Source organism: Acidihalobacter prosperus (assembly GCF_000754095.2).
Lineage (GTDB): Bacteria > Pseudomonadota > Gammaproteobacteria > DSM-5130 > Acidihalobacteraceae > Acidihalobacter > Acidihalobacter prosperus.
Map to the genome: position 1 here is coordinate 346357 of NZ_JQSG02000002.1, position 19396 is coordinate 365752.

The 19396-nt window shown below is 64.7% G+C and carries 20 protein-coding genes; 10 read left to right on the forward strand and 10 right to left on the reverse strand.

Annotation, left to right across the window (positions count from 1 at the left end):
- Positions 1-35: 35 nt before the first annotated feature.
- Entirely contained in the window at positions 36-602 is a 567-nt protein-coding gene (locus tag THPRO_RS05650; RefSeq protein ID WP_038088262.1) for a TetR/AcrR family transcriptional regulator, read from the forward strand.
- Between the two features lie 306 nt (positions 603-908).
- On the opposite strand, the gene yjjJ is transcribed toward THPRO_RS05650, so the two are convergent.
- A complete protein-coding gene (gene yjjJ, locus THPRO_RS05655) occupies positions 909-2261 on the reverse strand; it encodes a type II toxin-antitoxin system HipA family toxin YjjJ (RefSeq protein WP_038088265.1) in 1353 nt (450 codons plus the stop codon).
- A 484-nt stretch (positions 2262-2745) separates the two neighbouring features.
- Positions 2746-2988, reverse strand: a complete 243-nt coding sequence (locus tag THPRO_RS05660) for an SHOCT domain-containing protein (RefSeq protein WP_065089332.1) — start codon at positions 2986-2988, stop codon at positions 2746-2748.
- Between the two features lie 175 nt (positions 2989-3163).
- Between THPRO_RS05660 and THPRO_RS05665 the strand changes: the two genes are divergently transcribed.
- Positions 3164-3475 (forward strand): DUF2288 domain-containing protein, encoded by a 312-nt coding sequence (locus tag THPRO_RS05665; protein ID WP_065089333.1) that lies wholly within the window; start codon positions 3164-3166, stop codon positions 3473-3475.
- 33 nt (positions 3476-3508) lie between these two features.
- On the opposite strand, the gene THPRO_RS05670 is transcribed toward THPRO_RS05665, so the two are convergent.
- On the reverse strand, positions 3509-4189 hold the full coding sequence (locus THPRO_RS05670) for a class I SAM-dependent methyltransferase (protein WP_065089334.1): 681 nt from the start codon (positions 4187-4189) through the stop codon (positions 3509-3511).
- Between the two features lie 131 nt (positions 4190-4320).
- Positions 4321-5271 carry a permease gene (locus THPRO_RS05675; RefSeq protein ID WP_052064158.1) on the reverse strand — a complete coding sequence of 317 codons (951 nt, stop codon included), beginning with the start codon at positions 5269-5271 and terminating at the stop codon, positions 4321-4323.
- A 158-nt stretch (positions 5272-5429) separates the two neighbouring features.
- On the opposite strand from THPRO_RS05675, the gene THPRO_RS05680 reads away from it, so the two are divergent.
- Together THPRO_RS05680 and THPRO_RS05685 are read left to right on the forward strand one after the other, a co-directional pair.
- Positions 5430-5963 (forward strand): hypothetical protein, encoded by a 534-nt coding sequence (locus THPRO_RS05680; protein ID WP_038088271.1) that lies wholly within the window; start codon positions 5430-5432, stop codon positions 5961-5963.
- Positions 5964-6276: 313 nt separating this feature from the next.
- Positions 6277-7302, forward strand: a complete 1026-nt coding sequence (locus tag THPRO_RS05685) for a substrate-binding domain-containing protein (RefSeq protein ID WP_082954463.1) — start codon at positions 6277-6279, stop codon at positions 7300-7302.
- 125 nt (positions 7303-7427) lie between these two features.
- Here THPRO_RS05685 and THPRO_RS05690 read toward each other — a convergent pair whose 3' ends face one another.
- Entirely contained in the window at positions 7428-7772 is a 345-nt protein-coding gene (locus THPRO_RS05690) for a DUF3579 domain-containing protein (protein ID WP_082954464.1), read from the reverse strand.
- A 392-nt stretch (positions 7773-8164) separates the two neighbouring features.
- Between THPRO_RS05690 and THPRO_RS05695 the strand changes: the two genes are divergently transcribed.
- From THPRO_RS05695 to THPRO_RS05705, 3 genes are all read left to right on the forward strand, one after another.
- The gene (locus THPRO_RS05695) at positions 8165-9277 is read left to right on the forward strand and encodes a GGDEF domain-containing protein (RefSeq protein ID WP_065089335.1); all 1113 of its coding nucleotides are present in this window, start codon (positions 8165-8167) and stop codon (positions 9275-9277) included.
- Between the two features lie 123 nt (positions 9278-9400).
- Complete coding sequence (locus THPRO_RS05700; RefSeq protein WP_065089336.1) at positions 9401-10075, forward strand: phosphoribosyltransferase; 675 nt, start codon at positions 9401-9403, stop codon at positions 10073-10075.
- 91 nt (positions 10076-10166) lie between these two features.
- Positions 10167-10397, forward strand: a complete 231-nt coding sequence (locus tag THPRO_RS05705; RefSeq protein ID WP_145930706.1) for a hypothetical protein — start codon at positions 10167-10169, stop codon at positions 10395-10397.
- A gap of 36 nt (positions 10398-10433) precedes the next feature.
- On the opposite strand, the gene THPRO_RS05710 is transcribed toward THPRO_RS05705, so the two are convergent.
- Both THPRO_RS05710 and THPRO_RS05715 read right to left on the reverse strand, forming a co-directional pair.
- Entirely contained in the window at positions 10434-11318 is an 885-nt protein-coding gene (locus THPRO_RS05710; protein WP_038088288.1) for a polysaccharide deacetylase family protein, read from the reverse strand.
- A 60-nt stretch (positions 11319-11378) separates the two neighbouring features.
- Positions 11379-12854 (reverse strand): NCS1 family nucleobase:cation symporter-1, encoded by a 1476-nt coding sequence (locus tag THPRO_RS05715; RefSeq protein WP_201786943.1) that lies wholly within the window; start codon positions 12852-12854, stop codon positions 11379-11381.
- A 291-nt stretch (positions 12855-13145) separates the two neighbouring features.
- On the opposite strand from THPRO_RS05715, the gene THPRO_RS05720 reads away from it, so the two are divergent.
- Positions 13146-14441, forward strand: a complete 1296-nt coding sequence (locus THPRO_RS05720) for a GGDEF domain-containing protein (protein WP_065089337.1) — start codon at positions 13146-13148, stop codon at positions 14439-14441.
- A 107-nt stretch (positions 14442-14548) separates the two neighbouring features.
- Positions 14549-15241, forward strand: coding sequence for an esterase (ypfH, locus tag THPRO_RS05725; protein ID WP_065089338.1), 693 nt, complete (start codon positions 14549-14551; stop codon positions 15239-15241).
- Positions 15242-15261: 20 nt separating this feature from the next.
- Here ypfH and THPRO_RS05730 read toward each other — a convergent pair whose 3' ends face one another.
- From THPRO_RS05730 to THPRO_RS05740, 3 genes are all read right to left on the reverse strand, one after another.
- Positions 15262-16005 carry an amino acid ABC transporter ATP-binding protein gene (locus THPRO_RS05730; RefSeq protein WP_038088297.1) on the reverse strand — a complete coding sequence of 248 codons (744 nt, stop codon included), beginning with the start codon at positions 16003-16005 and terminating at the stop codon, positions 15262-15264.
- A gap of 23 nt (positions 16006-16028) precedes the next feature.
- Positions 16029-17135 carry an amino acid ABC transporter permease gene (locus THPRO_RS05735; protein ID WP_052064162.1) on the reverse strand — a complete coding sequence of 369 codons (1107 nt, stop codon included), beginning with the start codon at positions 17133-17135 and terminating at the stop codon, positions 16029-16031.
- 155 nt (positions 17136-17290) lie between these two features.
- A complete protein-coding gene (locus tag THPRO_RS05740) occupies positions 17291-18160 on the reverse strand; it encodes an ABC transporter substrate-binding protein (protein ID WP_201786944.1) in 870 nt (289 codons plus the stop codon).
- Between the two features lie 368 nt (positions 18161-18528).
- Here THPRO_RS05740 and lgt point away from each other — a divergent pair, with 368 nt between their 5' ends.
- Positions 18529-19395: a prolipoprotein diacylglyceryl transferase gene (gene lgt / locus THPRO_RS05745; RefSeq protein ID WP_038088655.1), complete on the forward strand. Its 867-nt coding sequence runs from the start codon at positions 18529-18531 to the stop codon at positions 19393-19395.
- Position 19396: the final 1 nt, after the last annotated feature.

The following is a 19396-nucleotide window of genomic DNA, read 5'->3' on the forward strand; positions in this document are numbered from 1 at the left end:
CATACGATGTAGACAGACCTGTCTACAATAAGGACATGACACGCGATAAGCACATACCCGCCAAGGAGCGCATCCTTCTGGCTGCGCACGATCTCTTCTATCGGCAGGGCATTCGCGCGACCGGCATAGACCGGATCATCGCCGACTCCGGCGTGACCAAGGTGACGCTCTACCGCCATTTCCCGAGCAAGAACGAACTGGTACGCGCGTTCCTGGATTATCGGCACACGCGCTGGATGGAATGGTTCAAAAGTACGATCAAGCGCCACGGCCAGAACATCGACGCACTTGTGCCGACCTTGATGGACTGGTTTCAGGGCGAGGATTTTCGCGGCTGCGCATTCATCAACACGGTAGGCGAACTGGCAACCGATTTCCCGGAAGTCGTCGACCTCGCACGTCGACACAAAGAGGCCATGACCGCCGCGATTTTCGACCTGTTGCCAGCCATGCACAACCGAGACCTGATCGCCCATGCACTCGGCATCGCGGTCGACGGCGCTATTGTCAGAGTGCAATACGGACAACGCCCGGAAGACACAGCAAACGCCCTGACCGAAATCATCCGCGCGCTGACGCCTGAGCGCCCATCTGCGAAATAGGATCTCTCGCTGGCTTGAGTCGTCCGCAGGGTCAAGGCGGTTCGGGGCGCGTTTCTTTCACCCCTTTCTTTGCGCGAACAAAGAAAGGGGTTCGCACGCCCGCACCGAAACTAGTCAAGAGCGCCGTTGCTTAAGGCGTGTGAAATAGGCCCGCCGCTTCCTACTGGCTGCGAAAGAAATCGCTCAAAGCGTGTGAAACCATTCCGCCATTCCCGCTGAATTTCCGCTGACCTGACGAGAAACCGCCAAATAATGCCGGGGGGCAACTATCGGGCAAACCCCGAAGGGCCGAGGCGCAGGGATGCGCTACACCCCCTGACTCAACCGGGCAATCCTGCTCCCCCCCACTTCGACATGTCGCTCCAATGCGGCGAGACACGGCATGAACCGCTCGCTGAATGCGTCGCCGACAAGCCGCAACCTCTCCAGATATTGCCGTGCGACTTCCAGCGCGCGCCCCCAGGTTTCGTTATCGACCGAAGGCGTGATATGCGGCTCTGCCAGCGATTCGGGCAGAGCGCCGCCGCTTCTTGGCGCAAAGCCCATGGGCAGCATGTCGTAGGCAGGCGCGAGGGTGTAGGGCCTCCCATGATCGCCGTGGAACGAGAGATTTCCGAAGTGCATGTCCGTGTTGCCGATGAGCGTGCCGAAGGCGTGCAGGAAGGCCGCTTCGCCATGGGCTTGGGCCTGCACATGCCCGGCTTGCGCCAGGCGCTGCACGATTACGGGCCATTCGCCGGAACCGGCTCCCACGAACTCGGCATCGAGCGCGGCCAGGGAGATCAGGGCATGACGCCCCATCTCGCCCTCGCGGTCGAAGCGCTCGGTTTCCAGGAATCTTTGCCCGCCATGATCGAACAGACGCGTCGCCACGGCGGCGATACCGGCGGCGCGCAAGGTCTCGGCCGCGACGTGCTCGGCCAGCAGCAGATCTTGCCAGCGCTCGGCGATCGGGTTGTCCTCGGCTACCGAGAACTTGACGAGCACGTGCCGTGGGCCGACGTCCGTCATCGCGTAGGCAGCAAACTTGGGCTGCTCGCCACCCGCCGATGAACCCGGCTGATCGCCGCGCGTGGCGGCCTCGGCCAAGCGCACATAGGCCTCGCCACGGTCGACAGGGGGGATGGGAGCCGGCAGAGCCCCTTCCAGGAAGCGCTGGCGCGCGCGATCGCCCAGCAGGAGGTTGCCGACCGCGTTTTCGCCATGCCTCAGCAGCGCACGCAGGACTTGCGTGTCGTTCCACTCGTTCGGGTTCGCCGGCAGATCCAGATCGTCCGCATGCCGGCGCGCATACGCGCGTCCGAGGAATCCCTGCGGACGCATGTCCAGCAACCACCAGGGCAGACCCTCGAAGTGCTGCGCGGCGCCGTCTTCCTGGCGCATGACGAAACCATCGGGGTGAACGGGGATCAGCCGCCCGAGCAGCCGCAATCCCCCTGCGGCATCGACCCGGTACACGGGCACGTCACCCAGGCCGCGAGAGGCGTCCCGAAGAGCGTAATGAATAGACGGCCCCGCCCCGATACGCACGACCTCATCGCCCAGGCCGGCGATGGCACGGGAAACGGTGGGCTGGCTCAGGCCCGTCGAATCAACGAGTTGACGGGCCCTCATCGCCCCGCGGGCCAGTTGCTCGCGGATGATCGTGCCGTTGCTCATGGTGTACGGATCATGGCGTGAACAACTAGATGAATAGATACATGAATAGTTATTCTATGGGGCCCACAGAGCGGGTTCAAGCAGTATCGCGAGACAGATGCCTCACCGGTCCGACTCACCGGATACGTGTTCGCAGCGGCAGCGCCTTCCCTGCCCCCCCCGATGACCACCCACCCTTCATCAGAACAGGCACGAATCGGCATCATTGCAGTCCGCAGCGCGGCGGAGACGATCGTCGCTTATGTCTTTGCTGCCCCTTATCGCCTTGCCTCGCGGGGCTGCGCGTGATCTCACGCAGCCCGGATCAGCGGTGTTGACGCGGCCCGTACAGGGTCAAGGTCGTCCGAGTCGCGTACGGTCTCCCCCTTGGTTGCACGGACCGCGAAAACGCCTGGGCGATCTTGCGCGTCGGCCCGGCAGGAATAAGGCACGGCATACGCCAAGCAAGCCAATCGCCCACGGACGGATTCGCGGGCGGCGGGCGTCACCTGAGGTCTTCTCGCCGCTGGAGGTATTCCTCGCGGTCGATCTCGCCGCGCGCGTAACGCTCGTCAAGGATATCCTGCGCGCTATTGCCGGAGCGCGCATGCGGCGTGTGCGCGGCCCGGCCGCCCAGCAGCCATTTGGCGATGGCGACCACCAGCACGATCAGCGCTCCCCAGACCAGCACCATCATCAGCCCGCCCCACAGGCCAAAGCCCCCCATACCCCAACCGTATTCGCTCATCGGTCCCCACATGGCATCCCCCTTGTCGACCCGGCAACAGGCGCCGGCCCATGACGCCTGGTTGTCCGGCGTTCCCGGAATCACCCTAGACCCTGTAGTCGCTACAAGGTCAAGCCCGCGCTCGTCGCCCGAGCGCCGGCAGACCATGCCGTTCCTATCCTTTACAATGTCCCCAATGAACGACGACACACAGGCATTGCGTGCACGCCTCAACGCCGAGACCGGCAAGATCGCATGGGCGGAGCTGGAGCGTCACTTCGCGCGCGGCACGGTGGTGAAGGTTAACGCGGCGCTGGATCTGGTCGATGTCGCTGCCTGCGTGGTGTGCGACGACAGCGAGGCAGTCCGCGGCTGGATGGCGGGCGGCGCGCTGGCGCGCGCGACGGATGCCGACGCGCGCCTCTGGGGGCAGCGCCAGCCGGTATTCTGGGCGGTGGTCGCCGCGCCGTGGGTGCTGGTGCAGGAGATCGAACACCGCGACGATTGAGCCGGGGACGCGCCCGAAGCGCCGGGGCGGGCGTTACGCCGTGCGTCTTTCCAGGACCCACACCTCGGATGCGACCAGAAACGGCGCCGCGATCCTGCGGTGGGCGACCTGCCAGCGATGGCGATCGATGAACGGGTTGAGGTCGATGGCGCGGCAGCCGCCGACCAGCGCCGGACGCCGGTTGAACAACGCGGTCCAGGCCCCGGAGACGACGCGCGACGGCACGCTGGCACCCCGGTGCAGGCTCGCCAGGCAGACCTTGCCCTGTGCGCTCAGGCAGCGGTGGGCCTCCTCGAAGAACTGCGCGACATCCGCCTCCGCGAGCAGATCGAGCGCGAAAACCGAAACGATGCGGTCCGCTTCCTGGTCGAGCAGCGGAAACCGCAAAGGCACCCCGGACGGCACCACCTGGGCCTGCCTGGCATGCGGGGCCAGGCGCTTCTGCGTCAGCGCGATCATGACCGGGCTGGCGTCGCAGCCGAGATACTGCGCGCCGGGCGGCAGATACTGGTCGAACAGGCGCGCGGCGAAGCGACCCGTGCCGCAGCCGAACTCGAACACGCTTTGCGCGTCCTCGAAATCGGCGTGCGCGATCAGGTCGTTGACCGACGGCATCCCGTGGAACCCCAGCAGGTCCAGCCTCGGCCCCAGCCGATCGTAGCAGTCGCTTACGGCAGACGGGCTTAGCGCCTGCCCCCTGACTCTCTCCGGCATGCCTTCCCCCCGATGCGGGTTTTCGCGTCGTGCTGATGGTACGAATCCGGCTCGCCCGACGCCCGGTATGCGCCGGCCGCAGCACGGTGGCGAGGCCTGGCCCCGGCGCCGCACCGGCACCCGTCTTCGGGTCAGCGCGCGCTCACCTGATTCAGCACCGCCGCCAGCGCCAGCGAGCTCGCCAGCACGCCCGCGGCGTAGACCGCCGCGGCGCGCAGCCCCATGAGCCTGCAGACGGGACCGAGCGTGGCGATATTGGTGCCGACGCCGGCCACCAGCAGCAGCATGGCATTGCCCGAAGCCAGCCCCTTGCTTTGCAGGGCGTGGATCCACGGCAGCGAGCCCAGGCTGTCCGTATACAGAATGCTGGCGATCATGGCCAGCACGAGCAGGCTGAGCGGGCCCGTGGCGGCGCCGAAGTGCGCAACCCAGCCGATGGGCATGAAGTCCTTGACCACGGCGCCCAGGAGGGCACCCGCGACGATCCAGGGCGCCAGCTCCCTCAGCAGCGCCCACGCGATGCCCAGGGCCTCCTTGAATTTCAGCACCGGCGAAGTGAAGTCGAACCACGCGCCGCCCCGCCGGGTATCGGGGGCATCGCAGGCCGTTCCGCAGCCACAGGCGGGCACGGCCGGTTCGGCGGCCGGCATGTCCGCCGCCGCGCGGTCGCGCGTGCACACGTCCACCGCCACCCCGGTCACGAAGGCGATCATGACCGCCGACAACGACACGGACAGGGCAAATCGCCAGCCCAGAAACACGAACAGCGCCACGAGCGCATACCAGTTGAACCAGGGCGTGGCGATCAGAAAAGCACTTGCCGGCCCGCGCCGCCCCGTGGCGCGGTACAGTTCGACGGCCGTCGGGATCGCGGTGCAGCAGCAAAGCGGCGTTGCGAAACCGGCCACGGCGGCAGCGGCATTCGACCGCAACACGCCGCCGCCGACCAACTGCCGCAGCGCGTCGGTGCGCATCACGGCCTGAAGCAGGCCGGCAAAGAAGAATCCCAGCACCGCGATCTCGGCGAACTGCCAAAGATAGCGTGCCGCGGTCAACGCAAAGTCTTGCAGGGCGAGCGTCATGTCGCTGTCTTTAACACCCGGCTCCGCACACCGTCAAATAGCCGCATGGAACGCACCATAAACCGCGCGCGCCAGAATGCGGCAGCCAGGGGCCGGCCACTTGCCGACCGACCCCCCAAAGTCCATTCTTTGAATGCGTGAATTGTCCCGGGGGCGCGATGCCACGCATAGGCCTGCTGGCGTGTTTACTGGGTACCTGGCTTACGGGTTGCGTGCCCAATGCCACCCAATACTACCGCCCCTCGGTCGAAGGCGGCCGACAGCTGACCACGGGGCACTGCGTGCCGCTGCCGAGGGCCGTGGTGTTTCAGGTCGGCCCGTTGCCGGTGCGGGCGCTGCTGAGCGCAGGCGCCCGCACCACCTACGTGGACCTTCGCCTGGGCGACCGCGCCGATCTGCCCGACGCCGCCGCGGCAAGCTGGCAAAGCTACCATTTCACCGCCGACCGTTTCCTGATGCGCGACCTCGCGCGAGACACGCTCAGCGGCCCCCTGACGCGTTTCACGTCCTCCCCGGACGTGACCGAGACCAGCACCCAGCCTCGCTGGGTGGAAATCCGCATACCGAAGCCGCTCCCCGCACGCTTCGAGTTCATCAGCCCACCCATCATGGTCGACGGCCAGTCCCTGCCGTTCCCTGTGATCCGCTTCGAAAAAACGCTGTGGATGGGCATCAGTCCGTTCAACTGTTGAGGTGCTCGTGTACGCGTGGTTACACGACACATCGTCGCTCATTTCACATGCAATCAACAATCAAAGCCCTGGCGCTTCGGTCCATGCCATCTTGTTGGGCCAATAACAAACTGTGATTCCGCCACAGGCAAGGCGTTGTCATATAGATTTTCCATGGTTAGCACCATCGGGAGAATGAATTGAATGATTCATTGAAACACCTTACATGCCAAACCTGTTACACCAACCATGTTTATGCAAGTATAAATTCACGCGAACCACGCGTGATTGCAACTGCTTATAACAAAATCATATATTGACGGGAGGAAGCGAAATGAATCGTCTCTACAGTTGGCCTCTATCGATTTTTGCAGCTTCATTGCTGCTGGGTACGGCGGGCCTGGCGCATGCCCAAAAAAAAGAGCACGGAGAATCCATTCATCGTGATTCGGTATATAACAATTCGCGTTACATGCAGGATTTCCCGACGCATCTTTTGATGGTTCAGCCACCATGGAACAAACCCATTTACAACGGCACCGAATTGACCGTACCTGGGCTACAGAACGTGCCCGACATCCATGGCGACGTGAACAATCCTCAGTTGGTCGTATATTTCGCTGGCAATCAGTACATGCTGGTCAATCAACTGATGCGAGATTTCATGAAGGCCTATCCGCAATACAAACGCGTGGTTGCCTTTACTTTGCCGCCAGGAAGACTGATCACCGCCATCAAGCGCGGTAACGGCATATTGATCGGCAATATGCATGTCAATCTCAAGCCAGACATTCTGACCGCCGGACATGGCAGTATCATGCATCTTCAAAACACGATGCACTGGTTCTCAAAGGTAGAGGTCTATGCGAAAAACAAACTTGCCATCATGGTGTACGAAGGCAATCCTCAGCACGTCAAAGGCATGCTAAGTCTTGCCCGACCCGAGCTGCAGCTTTGCATGCCCAATCCCGAATGGGAGGGAATCGCCAAACATGCAATTATACCGGCACTCAAAAAAACCGGTGGTGAATCATTGGTCAATGTCGTTTACAGAGAGAAAGTCAAAAACGGCACGACCTTCCTGACACATATTCACCATCGACAAACCCCGGTACGAATCATGGAGCATAAATGCTCGGCGGGCGTCGTCTGGTATACGGAGGCCTATTTCCACTCCAGGATCGCGCATCATCCGACTGCCATCATCAATGTACCCGAAAAAGACAATAAAGTTGTGGCCTACACAGCCGGGATGATGAAGCACGCGCCCGACCCAAAGGCAGCGCGAGACTTCATGAAATTCATGGTAGGCATAACGGCTCAAAAGCTCTATCGTAAATACGGATTTATGGCGCCATGACGACATGAAATTTTCTTTGCGGGGCGTTGCTACGCCCCGTTTTTGGGCAACTGCGTTATACGTTATCAGACAGGGGTATGCAGTGGCTCGTATCTTGAGATACTGGCCAGTAGAGCCGCTACGGCTCAGGAAGCCGCCTGTCCAGGCGTGCGCGGCGCATCGTACTCGATCGCGGCGCCGCCGTCGTGGGCATACAGCTCCAGCCCATTCGAGCGGATGAAATCGATCACCAGGCGATAAGCGTAGGGATTGGCCTGTTCGAGCGCATCGAAATCGACCTCGACGCAATGGCCGTATTGTTCGGTGTAGGCCGGACGCAGGTAGTCCGCGTAGACCAGGCGCCGGTCGCGCGCGTCGAAGGCGGCGGCGGCGTCGCTGAGCATTTCGGACCACGCCGACGGCCTGAATTTTGCGCCGTGGCGATAACCTGAAATAATCGCCTGCCCATGAAAAGGCGTGTGGTCTTTCATCCGATCGCCACCTCGCTAGCCGCGATATCTAAACATTAAGAGGCCTGCGTACGGGCAAAGTTTCGCGCCGGGACCCATACACCGACAAACGGTTCGCACCTGCGCCGCTGGGCCGGCAGGCGTCGCGCCGCACCGCGTTGCAGCCGGTCGAGCGGGTTTGGCGATCATTGCCTACAATGGATATCGGATTCGCCCGCCGTGGGAGACGGTCGAACCAGACAGGCGTGTTCGGCCCGGCCGACGGTTCAATATAGAAACGACTCGATCGAACCCATCCCGATGATGACAGGCGATATCGCTATGCCGCGCCGGCATGCGGCTTTGACGGCCGTTTCCGCGGGCGCATTCGCGTCCCCGGCCGGCGACCTGGTACCCACGGGGACAAAGCGCGCATGAGCCAGCAGCAGGCGAACCCTTGGGACAGCTCGCAGCTGGTCGCAGAGCAGCTCAAGCGCGGTGTGTTGACGATCATTCTGGTGCTGGCCTGGCTGGCCTCGCTGTTCGCCTGGGGCATTATGGAATGGCAGGGCACGGTGTCCACCGTCCTGCGCGTGGTGTTCGCGCTGAACGTCATCTTCCACCCGACGATGTTCGCGATCGTCTGGCGCCGCCTGCTGCCGTTGAGATTCGTCGAGCTGTCCTGCCTGGTCTTCGCCACCCTGATCTGCGCAGGATGCATGGCCCTGCATCTGTACTCGCCGACCTACGGCGCGGACATCGATCTGCGACCGCTGTATCTGTGGATACCCGTGCTCTATGTCTTCGCCTTCGTGATCGGCGACCACAAGAGCGGCCTGCGCCTGTCGCTGGCGATCCTCGCCCTGTACGTCGGCATCAGCCTGCCTTATCTGCTGACGCCGCCGCAGCCGGCAACGAATTTCACCATCCAGCTGCTCGTGGTTTCGGGCGTGCTGATCAGCGCGCTGCATTTTTTCGCCGGATACCAGGGCCGCTTCCAGCGCGCCCAGCTGACCATGGACGAGCTGACCCAGCTCGCCCACACCGACGTGCTCACGCAACTGCCCAATCGGCGGCGCACGATGTCGATGATCGAAACCGAGCTGACCCGTTTCAGCCGCTACGGGCACACCTTTTCCCTGATCCTGCTCGACATTGACCATTTCAAGGCCATCAACGACCAGTTCGGCCATCATGTCGGCGACCAGACCATCGCCGCGCTGGCCATGCGGGTGCACGACGTGCTGCGCACCACCGACGCCATCGGCCGTTGGGGCGGCGAGGAGTTCGTCATTCTACTGCCGGAAACGACGCTGGATGAAGCCAAACACAAGGCGGACACCCTGTGCGCGCATATCGCCGCGCGGCCTCTGGTCGGCAATCACACGACGACCATCAGCTGCGGCGTCGCCGGCATCGAGTCCGCCGACACCCTCGATACCCTGCTGCAGCGCGCCGACAACGCGATGTACGCCGCCAAGGCCGCCGGCCGCAACCGCGCCGTGATCAGCCGGACATCGAACGCCGGAGTCGCCGCCGCGGAATGAACGGCCTGTCGCGTGTATTCAGGACGTTGATCCGAATCAAGGCAGCCTCGCTCCCGCCCGGCTATGTTCGCCACATGGCCAACCGCCACTTCCGCCGATGCGATTCGCACGGGAAGGCAGCGCATGCCCACGTACTTCGAAAACCGCCGCGACGCCGGACGGCAGCTGGCCGCCATGCTGGGCGACAGCCTGACGGCCGAAGACAAAAGCCCGCTCGTGCTGGCCTTGCCACGGGGCGGCGTGCCGGTGGCTTACGAAATTGCCTGCGCCCTCGATGCGCCCCTGGACGTGATGGTCGTGCGCAAGCTCGGCGTGCCGCAGTACCCCGAGCTGGCCATGGGGGCCATTGCCTCGGGGGGCGTGCGCACGATGAACGAGGCTGTCGTGCAAGATCTCGGCATCGACCCGCAGGCGGTCGAGACCGTGGATCGGCACGCGCGTCAGGCACTCGAAGCCCGCGAAAGGCTGTATCGGGGCACGCGGGGGGCCATGCCGCTGCGTGACCGGACGATCATCGTCGTGGACGACGGCCTCGCGACGGGCGCCAGCCTGCGCGCGGCGCTGCAGGCCGTCCGCGCCGGTCGTCCGGCGCGTGTCGTCGTGGCGCTGCCGGTGGCGCCGGCCGGCGCACGCGCGGACTTCGCGACGCTTGCGGACCGGTTCGTCTGCCTGCATGAACCCGAGGATTTCCTGTCGGTGGGCGAATACTACGTCGACTTCGCGCAGACCGACGACCACACGGTGCGGACCCTGCTCTCGCGCAGGACGGCGCGTGCATCCGAACCGCCCGCGCATTGATCTCGGCAGCGTCTCCCTATATATTCCGATTTTCTTATATACTCGGCGCACGGCCATCATTGCCGGCCTCGCCACGGAGATGGAGACGCGCATGTCGGATTCCCTCGACGCCAGCAATATCCTGAGAACCACGCTGCTGGCCAGAACGTCGGCCGGCCGGACCTTCAAGCTCGTCGTTTTCTGGATCTGCGCGATCGGCACCTTCGTGATCCCGCTCGGCATCCCCGTGCTCTATCTGCTCTGGCGACACGGCAACGCCATCGACAAGGCACAATCCCGGGTACCGCCAACGGCTCTCACCGCCGACACCAAATCGCTCTGACCCTCTCTCGGCGTCCGGGCGCCACACGGTCGCGCCTTATCTGACGCAGCCGCTCGCCAGACAATGTGCCGCCACCGCCCCCGGCGTCGTCAGCCAGGCCGAGGCGTCTTCCACGATGTGTCTCAACGCCCTGCGCAGATGCACCAGACGGTATGGCTGGCCGACGATGTAGGGATGCAGCGCGATGCCCATGACCAGCGGCTGCCCCGCGCTCTGCCTGAGCATTTCCTCGTAGTTGTCGATGATCATGTCGGCAAACTCGCCGGCACCCATCCTTCTGGCCGCGATCGCCGGGATATCGTTCACTTCCTGCGGATAAGGGACCGAAAGCAGCCGCCCGCCGCGCGTGTGCAGCCAGGTGGGCTGGTCGTCATGGCACCAGTTCAGCGTGTAGCGGTAACCGGCTTCCTGCAGCAGATCGGAGGTGACCGCGGTCTCGGAGATCCAGGGACTCAGCCAGCCCTGCGGCACGCGACCATCCTGTTCGCGGTGGATCGCGGTGACACGCCGGATCAGCTCGCGCTCCGTCGCCTCGTCCATGTCGTCCTGACGTTCCGAATTGGTGTAGGCGTGGGCGACGATCTCGTCGCCGCGGGCGCGGAAGGCGGGCACGATGTCCGGGCAGGTTTCGTACAGCGCGGCATTGACCAGCAGGGCCGAGGGCAGGTCGAGCGCATCGAGCATTTCCAGCATGCGCCAAATGCCGACACGGTTGCCGTATTCGCGCCAGGCGTAGTTCGCCACGTCCGGCTGCGGCGCCGCGAAGCCGAGGGCGGCACCCAGACCCTCGCCGTAGGCGAAGGTTTCGACGTTGATCGCGAGATACACGGCGAGTCGACGCCCGCCCGGCCAGTCGTAGGGTTCGCGGTCGAGAATCGAGGTGTAGGCGAGCCGCCCGTTCGGGGGCAGTGTCTGATACATATCGGGACGCGTTCCTTGGGCTTGGCCCGGCCCCGGCGGGCACGCCGCCGGAGCCGGGTTTCATTCGGGTTCCGGCGCCAACTCGGGCGCGCGAGCGGGCAGCCCCGCCGCGCGGCCGAAAATCCAGTACAGCCCGCCGCCCGCCAGCACGCCGATGAACCAGGAGAAATCGGCCATGGCCGAAAGCTCTGGCACGAAGAACCCCACGATGGCGAGCGCGCCGGCAATCCCCATCGCGTAGAAACCGGCGGGGTTGATGCCGTAACGGCCATGCAGCGTTTCGGAGTAACGGTAGAGGGCGTCGACGTCGTACTGCTGCCCGTGCAGCACGAAGTAATCGACCAGCATGATGCCGGTCACCGGCCCGAGCAGACCGGCGATGATCTCCAGCGCGTGGAAGATGGTGGTGGCGTTCTGGAACCAGTACCAGGGCACATAGAGCAGACCGGCGAACAGCACCAGCATCGCGGCGCGGTTGAAGTTCAAGCGGCGCGGGAACAGGTTCACCAGATCGTAGGCCGCGGGCATGATGTTGGCCGCGACGTTGACCGACAGCGTGGCCAGGATGATGGTCAGCCCGCCCAGCACGGTGACCACCGGGTTGTCGATCGCGAGCAGCAACTTGACCGGGTCCCAGATCGGTTTGCCGAAGGCGATGATCGTGGCCGAGGTCACGATCACGCTCATCAGGGTGAACACGATCGCGGTGATCGGCAAGCCGATGAGCTGGCCCAGGACCTGATCGCGCTGCGAGCGCACGAAGCGGGACAGGTCCGGAATGTTGACGGCGAAGGTGGACCAGATGCCGATCATCCCGGTCACGCCGATCGCGAAGGTGAGCGCGCCGTCGGTGCCGTGCAGCTTCGAGGGCTGACTGAAGATCGGCCCCAGACCATGCGCCACGTGCAGTCCCCAGAACGTGGCGATCACCCCGACCAGGATCACCAGCGGTCCTGCGATCAGCTCGAAGTTGCGGATGCGGTGCACGCCGTGACTCACCACCAGGGCATGCAGCATGAGGAACAGCCCCATCGACAGCCAGCCGTTCGCCGGCATGCCCAGAAAACCGGCGTTGAAGTGCGCCCACGGCGTCCACAGCGTGGACAGGATCGCATTGATCGCCTGGCTGCCGGCATACACTTGCACGGCGTACCAGAACATCGCCACCACGCCGCGGATCACCACCGGCACGTTGGCGCCGAAAGGGCCGAACGGCGAACGCACCAGGACGCAGAACGGCACGCCGTGTCGCGTGCCCGCCTTGGCGTTGAACCACATCGCCAGGAACAGCATGAAATAGGCTACGGCAACGGCGGCGATGGCCTGCATCGCGCTCATGCCCATGCTGATGAGCCCGGCCGCGGCCTCGTAGGCGACGACGTTGTGGACCATGCCCATCCACACCGTGGACATGTTCAGCCACGACCAGTTGCGCAGCGAACCGTCGACCGGTGCGAGATCGGCGTTGTAGAGCCTGGGATGGTACCCGCGGCTTTCGGGAGGCATCGCGCCTTCCCCGGATGGCAGTACAGACATGGCTCCGTCCTCGATGTCGACATTCACAGCGGCAACCCACAGGCAGGATCGATGCCAGCCGGCTCCACCGCGACGAAGTCATGGCAAACCTTTAATTTGCCGGACATATCCTAGCCGGAGGCGGACACGCGGCCCGGCCGGCCGCGGGCTGCCGCACAGACAGGAAGCATGGATGCGCGCCCATGCACCACAACGCAGCGCCGGCATCGCGGTCGCTGGCCGCGCCGCTTTCGCACGGGCCGCCAAAATCCGTAGAATCGTCCTGGCAATCATTCGCGAAACCTATTGCCCATGAAGATGAGCGCCGGCCTGACCCTTGAACACCTGCTCCGCCGGCTGTCGGTCGGCCAGCGCATCGCGATCATGCTCGCGCTGTTGCTGCTGCCGATGGCGGCGCTGAGCGTGGTCAGCCTGGACGTGCTGGAGCATCAGGAGCTCGATTTCCGCCAGTCGGTGCAGGAATCGATCAACGCCCTGCTCCCACTGGCGACGCTGGAGCACTATCTGGAACGGGCCCAGGTCGACGAACTGGAGGCCGAGACCGACACCTCCGCACCCAATTTCACGGCCCTGACCCACAACATCGATCGCAGTTTCTCCACCATCGAAACCACCGATGACGGACCGGATCTGCCGGCGGGCCTGATCACCCAGGCACAACGCGCATGGCGGGATGCACGTCCGGCGGTGCAACGTCTGGTGGAGCGCATCCGCCCGCTGCGCATCGGCGACCCACGGCTCTCCGATGCGTTGTCGCGCAAGGATATTCAGCAGGCCATCCACGACGTCAGCCTGGCGCGCCTGCATCTGGCGGCGGTCATCAAGGCGCGCTACACGCATGCCATCGCGCTGCGCCATCGCGAGCTGCGCTGGCTGATCTGGAGCTGGGTGGTCACGCTGTCGGTCGCCACCGTGCTCATCGGCCTGTTCCTGGCCTCCATCCTGCGCCCGATCAAGGCGCTGGAGACGGCCGCCCGGCGCCTCGGCGCGGGCGAGAGCGGGGTGCGCGTCGATATGCGTGGCCGCGACGAACTGACCGAGGTGGCGGAACGGTTCAACGAAATGTCCGAGAACTGGGAGACCACGCGGCAGGCGCTGATCACCGAAACCGCCATGGACCCGCTGACCGGCGTGCTCAACCGCCGGGGCATTCTCGCGGCGCTGGCGGCGGCCTTGAACGCGCACCGCATGCGCGATCAAGGCCTGAGCGTGTTCATGATGGATCTCGACCGCTTCAAGCACATCAACGACACCCAGGGACATAGCGCAGGCGATCGCGCGCTGGTGTGGGTGGCCGGGAAAATGCGCGAATGCCTGCGCGACAGCGACCACCTGGGACGCTACGGCGGCGACGAATTCCTCGCGATCCTGCCCGGCACCGGCGCGTCGCAGGCGCAGGCCATCGCCCAGCGCATGCAGCGCGCGATCCACGACGGTGCCAGCACCGACCCGAGCCTGCCCCTGGTCAGCATCGGCATCGCCACGGCGCCCGACGACGGTTGGGATGCCGACACCCTGATCGGCGCCGCCGATGCGGTCCTTTATACCTGCAAGCAACGCGGGCGCGAACCCGAGCCCCCGAGTTGAAGACGCCGGCCCGGGACCGCGCCGATGGCTGCGAGGCTAGACTATGACAGCAATCGCGGAACCGCACCCGTCCGTTGCCCACGGTCCATGAACAAGGGGAACGCCCCATGCCGCTCGCCGAATCCATCGTCGTTGCCCGACCGCAAGGCCACCCAGGTCAGCTGATGCTGCTGTTTCACGGCCTCGGCGCCACGCCGAACGACATGCTGCCGCTTGGCCAACGTCTGGCCGAGGCCTATCCGCACGCCTGCATCGTCAGCGTGCGCGCTCCGGACCCCGGCGATTTCGGTTTCGGTTTTCAGTGGTTTTCGGCACGAGAACTCGACGACGCGCGCCGCAGTTCGCGCGTGGCCACCGCCCTGCCCGCCTTTGCCGACACCGTGCGCGAATGGCGATCGCGCACCGATTGCGGAGCGGAGGAGACCGCCCTGATCGGGTTTTCGCAAGGCGCCACCATGGCGCTGGAATGCGCCCGCGCGGAGCCCGAACTGGCGGCGCGGGTGGCTTCCATCGGCGGGCGTTTCGCCACGCTGCCCGACGAGGCCGACGAACGCACCACCTGGTATCTGCTGCACGGCAAGGACGATCCGGTGGTCCACTACCGTCAGACCGTGACCGCCGCCGAACGGCTGGTCGCGCTCGGCGGCGACGTGGTGGCCGACGTACTGCCCTTCGTGGGACACGAGATCAACGACGCGCTGGCGTCGCTGCTGATCGAACGTCTCTCGAGCCATGTGCCGAGACGCACTTGGCGCGAAGCACTGCGCGAGGACACGCCGGTCGGGCCGGCGCGCGGTTGAGTATTGCGTCTTCGGGCGTCCTAGAGCCGTCCTGCCTCGATGATGCGCTTGAGGAAGGCGCGCGTGCGCTCCTGCTGCGGATCGCCGAAGATCTGCTCCGGCGGGCCTTCCTCGTAGACCACGCCTTCCTGCAGAAAACAGACCTTGCTCGCCACCTCGCGCGCAAAGCTCATCTCGTGGGTGGCAAGCAGCATGGTCATGCCCTGCTCGGCGAGGTCGCGCACGATGTTGAGCACCTCAGACACCAGCTCGGGGTCGAGCGCGGAAGTGATCTCGTCGAGCAGCAGCACCATGGGATCCATGACCAGCGCACGCACGATGGCGACGCGCTGCTGCTGGCCGCCGGACAGGCGGTCGGGGTAAGCGCCGGCCTTGGCCTCCAGGCCGATGCGCTTGAGCAGCGTCATGGCGCGCGACTCTGCCTCGGCACGGTCCATGCCGAGCACCTGGATCGGCGCCAAGGTAACGTTCTGCAGCACAGTCATGTGCGGAAACAGATTGAAGCTCTGGAACACGATGCCGATGTCGCGGCGCAGGGCATTGAGATCGACGCCGGGGCCGGAGATGCGGTCGCCCTTGAGTCGGATCTCGCCGCCGCTGATGGGTTCGAGACCGTTGAGGCAGCGCAGCAGTGTGGACTTGCCGCAGCCCGAAGGGCCGATCAGGCAGACAACCTGATGTTCCTCGACGTCGAGGCGGATGCCGTTGAGTATCTGCAGGTCGCCGTAGCGTTTGACGACCTCGCGCATTTCGAGAAAGGACATGGTTTAGGCACTCATGGTCGAAGTCAGCCGCGGCGCTGCTTGTCGCGCTCGATCAGGCGATCCACGGCGCGCGCCTGCGGAATGGTGATGAGCACGAACAGAAACGCGACGGTGGTGACCGCGGAGAGGTTGAAGTCGTTGCTGGCGATGATCTTGGCCTGATTGAAGGCGTCAATGGCCCCGATCACGCTGACCAGCGCGGTGTCCTTCTGCAGGCTGATGAAGTTGTTGAGCAGCGGCGGGATCATGCGTCGCACCGCCTGCGGCACGACCACGAAGCGCAGGGTCTTGAAATAGGACAGGCCCAGCGAACGGGCCGCGGAAATCTGGCTCGGGTGGATGCTGTCGATGCCCGCGCGGTAGACCTCGGCATTGTAGGCGCCGTAGGTCAGCGACAACGAGATGATCGCCAGCCACACCAGCGGCAGGTTGCTCAGAAATTCCAGCCCGGTGAGCGGCAGGCCGAAGCCGACCAGATACAGGGTGATGATCGCCGGCAGGCCGCGGAAACCGTCGATGTAGGCAATGGCCAGCAGCCGGATGGGGCGGCCCGCCTTGCCGGGCGCGAAACGCGCCACCGCCACCACCAGCGCCCAGACCAGCACGATGGCCTCCGCGGCGGTGAAGATCAGCACGTTGAGCCAGAAGGCCTTGAGCACCAGCCAGAACGAGCTGACCATCAATGAAGTATCGAAGAAGGTACGCCCCACGGCCTCGTCGTTGGCGAGGATGAATAGAATCAGCATCAACACGATGACCAGCGCGGCGGCATAGCCGAAGGTCACCCAACTCCAGTCGCGCGCCTCCGAACCCGCCACGCGTGCGCCGACCACATCCCCGCTGCGTAATTTTGCGGTGGCGGCGAAGGCGCGCCTCAGGCCGCGCGAGGCGGGGAAAAACAGCGCCAGAGGCACGAGCGCAACGGCGACAAGCAGCGCGTCGGTGAAACCGCCGGCCAGCCCGACCTTGAGCAGCACGCCGTGAATGAACCCCGCCACCCACCAGGTGGCGGCAACCATGAGCACGGCCGTCGCGCCGGCCGCGACCGCGAAACGGCGCTGATCCTTCGGTATCGCGCTGCGCTGCGTCGGATGCGGAGCCGCAGGATCGCCGTCGATAAGCGTTGTCATTGCGTCATTCCTGTCTGGGCATGGGGCCACTACCGCGCGCCCCATACGGAAAACGTCCGCACCGGCTTGCCGCCGGCCCGGACGTGTGTGGATGCGACAGCTTCCGGATACCCATAAACGGCCCGGCCGGCGCAGGCGCCGGCCGGGTCATCGGATTACGGAAGCTTCCAGGTGGGGATGCTGTTGGGCGAAGCACCCCAGGCCGCGGCCAGATACTTGTCGCCAAGCTTCTTGAGGGTTCCGTCCTTGATCAGGGACTCGATGATGGTGTTCATCATCTGCTGGTTCTTCGAACCCTTGGGATACAGCGCGCCATAGGTCTCACCCGTATCGTACTGCCCGACCACGACCAGTCGGCCATGGCTCTTGCCCTGCTGCGCGAGCACGATCGAGGTATCGGTGACGGCCACCTGAATCTGATGCGCGGCCAGCGCGGTGAACAGTCCGGCCTCGCCGCTGAACTGACGCGCGGGCTTCATGGGCTTGATCTTGTCGGTCACGAAGGACGCGCCGGTGGAGCCGCCTTCCACGCCGATCAGCTTGTCGCGGATGTTCTCGGGCGTGACATGCTCGCCCTTGCGCACCAGCACGCCCATGGTGGACTCGAAATAAGGTACCGAGAAATCGACGACCTTCTTGCGCTTGTCGGTGATCGAGATTTCCGACAGGGCGAGGTCGAAGTTCTTGGTCTGGCCGGCGACCAGGCCGTCCCACGCCACGTTCTTGACCTTGACCTTAGGGATACCGGCACGATAGGCGATGTTCGCGGCCATGCAGTATTCGTAGCCGCTCTTGATGGTGTCCGGGGAATTGCCGTTCCACCAGCCCGGCGCCGGCATGTTGACCTCAACGGTCAGCTGGCCCGGAATCACGGGCTTGAAGGGATGCGAGGCCCACTTGCCCGTCACCTTGCACTCGCCGTAATGCGCGTCGGCGGCGGAAGCGGCCTGTACGGTCCCCGCCATCAAAGCTGCCGCGGTCATACCCGCCCCCAGTACCAACAAGCGACTCAGCCGATTGATCATTCGATTTCTCCTCGTAAGAAAAACTGTTGCCCCACGCGTCCGGCGCTCTCTCGTACCGCCCTTTCGACGGCCCCCATGATTGCCGAGCGCCACGACCGGCGGACATGCGTCACCCGGCGCCCCCTGTCCGTCACTGGCAGACGGATCACGACGGCATCCCAAACGGGCGCCCCTTATAAAGCAAAATACAAGCCAAGCCAAGGGTTGCCGCCTGGGCCGCGAGGGCGATAAGTATGTGGCATCGGCGGCCCAAGGCAAAGCCATACGCGCACATTATTGGTGCGCGTATGCGCGCGTGCGCACCCGGCGCGAACGCCCTGGGCAGCGCGGCGGGGAACTATCGCCCGGTGCGCCGGTCGGATTCGAGCATGCTTGGCCTGCCTTACGATCGTCTCGTCTACCCCAATCCGCTGAACATCGATCCCGTCGCGTTCAGCCTGGGACCGCTGCAGGTGCACTGGTACGCCTTCGCCTACCTGGTCGCCTTCGGCCTTTATCTCCTGCTGGCCATGCGCCGCGCCGGCAAGCCGGGCCGCGCCCTGTCCCGCAAACAGGCCGTGGAGGCCCTGATCCACGGAGAACTCGGCGCCTACCTCGGCGGCCGCATCGGGTACGTACTGTTCTACAACCTGCCGCTTTATCTCGCCCACCCGCTGCAGATCTTCGCCGTCTGGGACGGCGGCATGAGCTTTCACGGCGGTCTGATCGGCGTCATCATCGCGCTCGCCTGGCTGGCGCGGCAGGAGCGCCTGCCGCTGCTCGCGGTCACCGATTTCGTGGCTCCGCTGATACCGCTCGGCCTCGCCGCCGGGCGCGTCGGCAATTTCATCAACGGCAACCTATTCGGACGGGCGTGCCATCACGGCTTTGCCTGGTGCGCCTACTTCCCGCACGGCGGCGATGTCCTGCGCTATCCCTCGCAGCTGTTCGAGGCGATCGGCGAGGGGCTGGTGTTGTTCGCCATCCTGTGGGTGTTTTCCGCCCGCCGCCGCCCAACCGGCGCCGTCTCGGCACTTTTCCTGCTGGCCTACGGCCTGATCCGCTTCACGCTGGAGTTCTGGCGCCAGCCCGATCCGCAGCTCGGCTTCGTCGCCTTCGGCTGGATGACCATGGGACAGGTGCTGTCGGTGCCGATGATCGCGGGCGGCGCCATCATGCTCTACGAAACCCTGCGCGCACCGCGCCGGACGCCTGCGCCGACGGGCCACTCGGTGGCCGCACACGAACGGGGCTGAG

What these genes read in the sequence shown, in the direction of transcription:
- lgt (WP_038088655.1), top strand. Translation starts at nt 18,529, where the DNA reads ATGCTTGGCCTGCCTTACGATCGTCTCGTCTACCCCAATCCGCTGAAC.
- THPRO_RS05670 (WP_065089334.1), bottom strand. Translation starts at nt 4,189, where the DNA reads ATGCCGGAGAGAGTCAGGGGGCAGGCGCTAAGCCCGTCTGCCGTAAGC.
- THPRO_RS05740 (WP_201786944.1), bottom strand. Translation starts at nt 18,160, where the DNA reads ATGATCAATCGGCTGAGTCGCTTGTTGGTACTGGGGGCGGGTATGACC.
- THPRO_RS05730 (WP_038088297.1), bottom strand. Translation starts at nt 16,005, where the DNA reads ATGTCCTTTCTCGAAATGCGCGAGGTCGTCAAACGCTACGGCGACCTG.
- THPRO_RS05665 (WP_065089333.1), top strand. Translation starts at nt 3,164, where the DNA reads ATGAACGACGACACACAGGCATTGCGTGCACGCCTCAACGCCGAGACC.
- THPRO_RS05720 (WP_065089337.1), top strand. Translation starts at nt 13,146, where the DNA reads ATGAAGATGAGCGCCGGCCTGACCCTTGAACACCTGCTCCGCCGGCTG.
- THPRO_RS05685 (WP_082954463.1), top strand. Translation starts at nt 6,277, where the DNA reads ATGAATCGTCTCTACAGTTGGCCTCTATCGATTTTTGCAGCTTCATTG.
- THPRO_RS05660 (WP_065089332.1), bottom strand. Translation starts at nt 2,988, where the DNA reads ATGAGCGAATACGGTTGGGGTATGGGGGGCTTTGGCCTGTGGGGCGGG.
- THPRO_RS05650 (WP_038088262.1), top strand. Translation starts at nt 36, where the DNA reads ATGACACGCGATAAGCACATACCCGCCAAGGAGCGCATCCTTCTGGCT.
- THPRO_RS05695 (WP_065089335.1), top strand. Translation starts at nt 8,165, where the DNA reads ATGAGCCAGCAGCAGGCGAACCCTTGGGACAGCTCGCAGCTGGTCGCA.
- THPRO_RS05700 (WP_065089336.1), top strand. Translation starts at nt 9,401, where the DNA reads ATGCCCACGTACTTCGAAAACCGCCGCGACGCCGGACGGCAGCTGGCC.
- THPRO_RS05710 (WP_038088288.1), bottom strand. Translation starts at nt 11,318, where the DNA reads ATGTATCAGACACTGCCCCCGAACGGGCGGCTCGCCTACACCTCGATT.
- THPRO_RS05690 (WP_082954464.1), bottom strand. Translation starts at nt 7,772, where the DNA reads ATGAAAGACCACACGCCTTTTCATGGGCAGGCGATTATTTCAGGTTAT.
- THPRO_RS05715 (WP_201786943.1), bottom strand. Translation starts at nt 12,854, where the DNA reads ATGTCTGTACTGCCATCCGGGGAAGGCGCGATGCCTCCCGAAAGCCGC.
- THPRO_RS05705 (WP_145930706.1), top strand. Translation starts at nt 10,167, where the DNA reads ATGTCGGATTCCCTCGACGCCAGCAATATCCTGAGAACCACGCTGCTG.
- THPRO_RS05735 (WP_052064162.1), bottom strand. Translation starts at nt 17,135, where the DNA reads ATGACAACGCTTATCGACGGCGATCCTGCGGCTCCGCATCCGACGCAG.
- THPRO_RS05680 (WP_038088271.1), top strand. Translation starts at nt 5,430, where the DNA reads ATGCCACGCATAGGCCTGCTGGCGTGTTTACTGGGTACCTGGCTTACG.
- THPRO_RS05675 (WP_052064158.1), bottom strand. Translation starts at nt 5,271, where the DNA reads ATGACGCTCGCCCTGCAAGACTTTGCGTTGACCGCGGCACGCTATCTT.
- yjjJ (WP_038088265.1), bottom strand. Translation starts at nt 2,261, where the DNA reads ATGAGCAACGGCACGATCATCCGCGAGCAACTGGCCCGCGGGGCGATG.
- ypfH (WP_065089338.1), top strand. Translation starts at nt 14,549, where the DNA reads ATGCCGCTCGCCGAATCCATCGTCGTTGCCCGACCGCAAGGCCACCCA.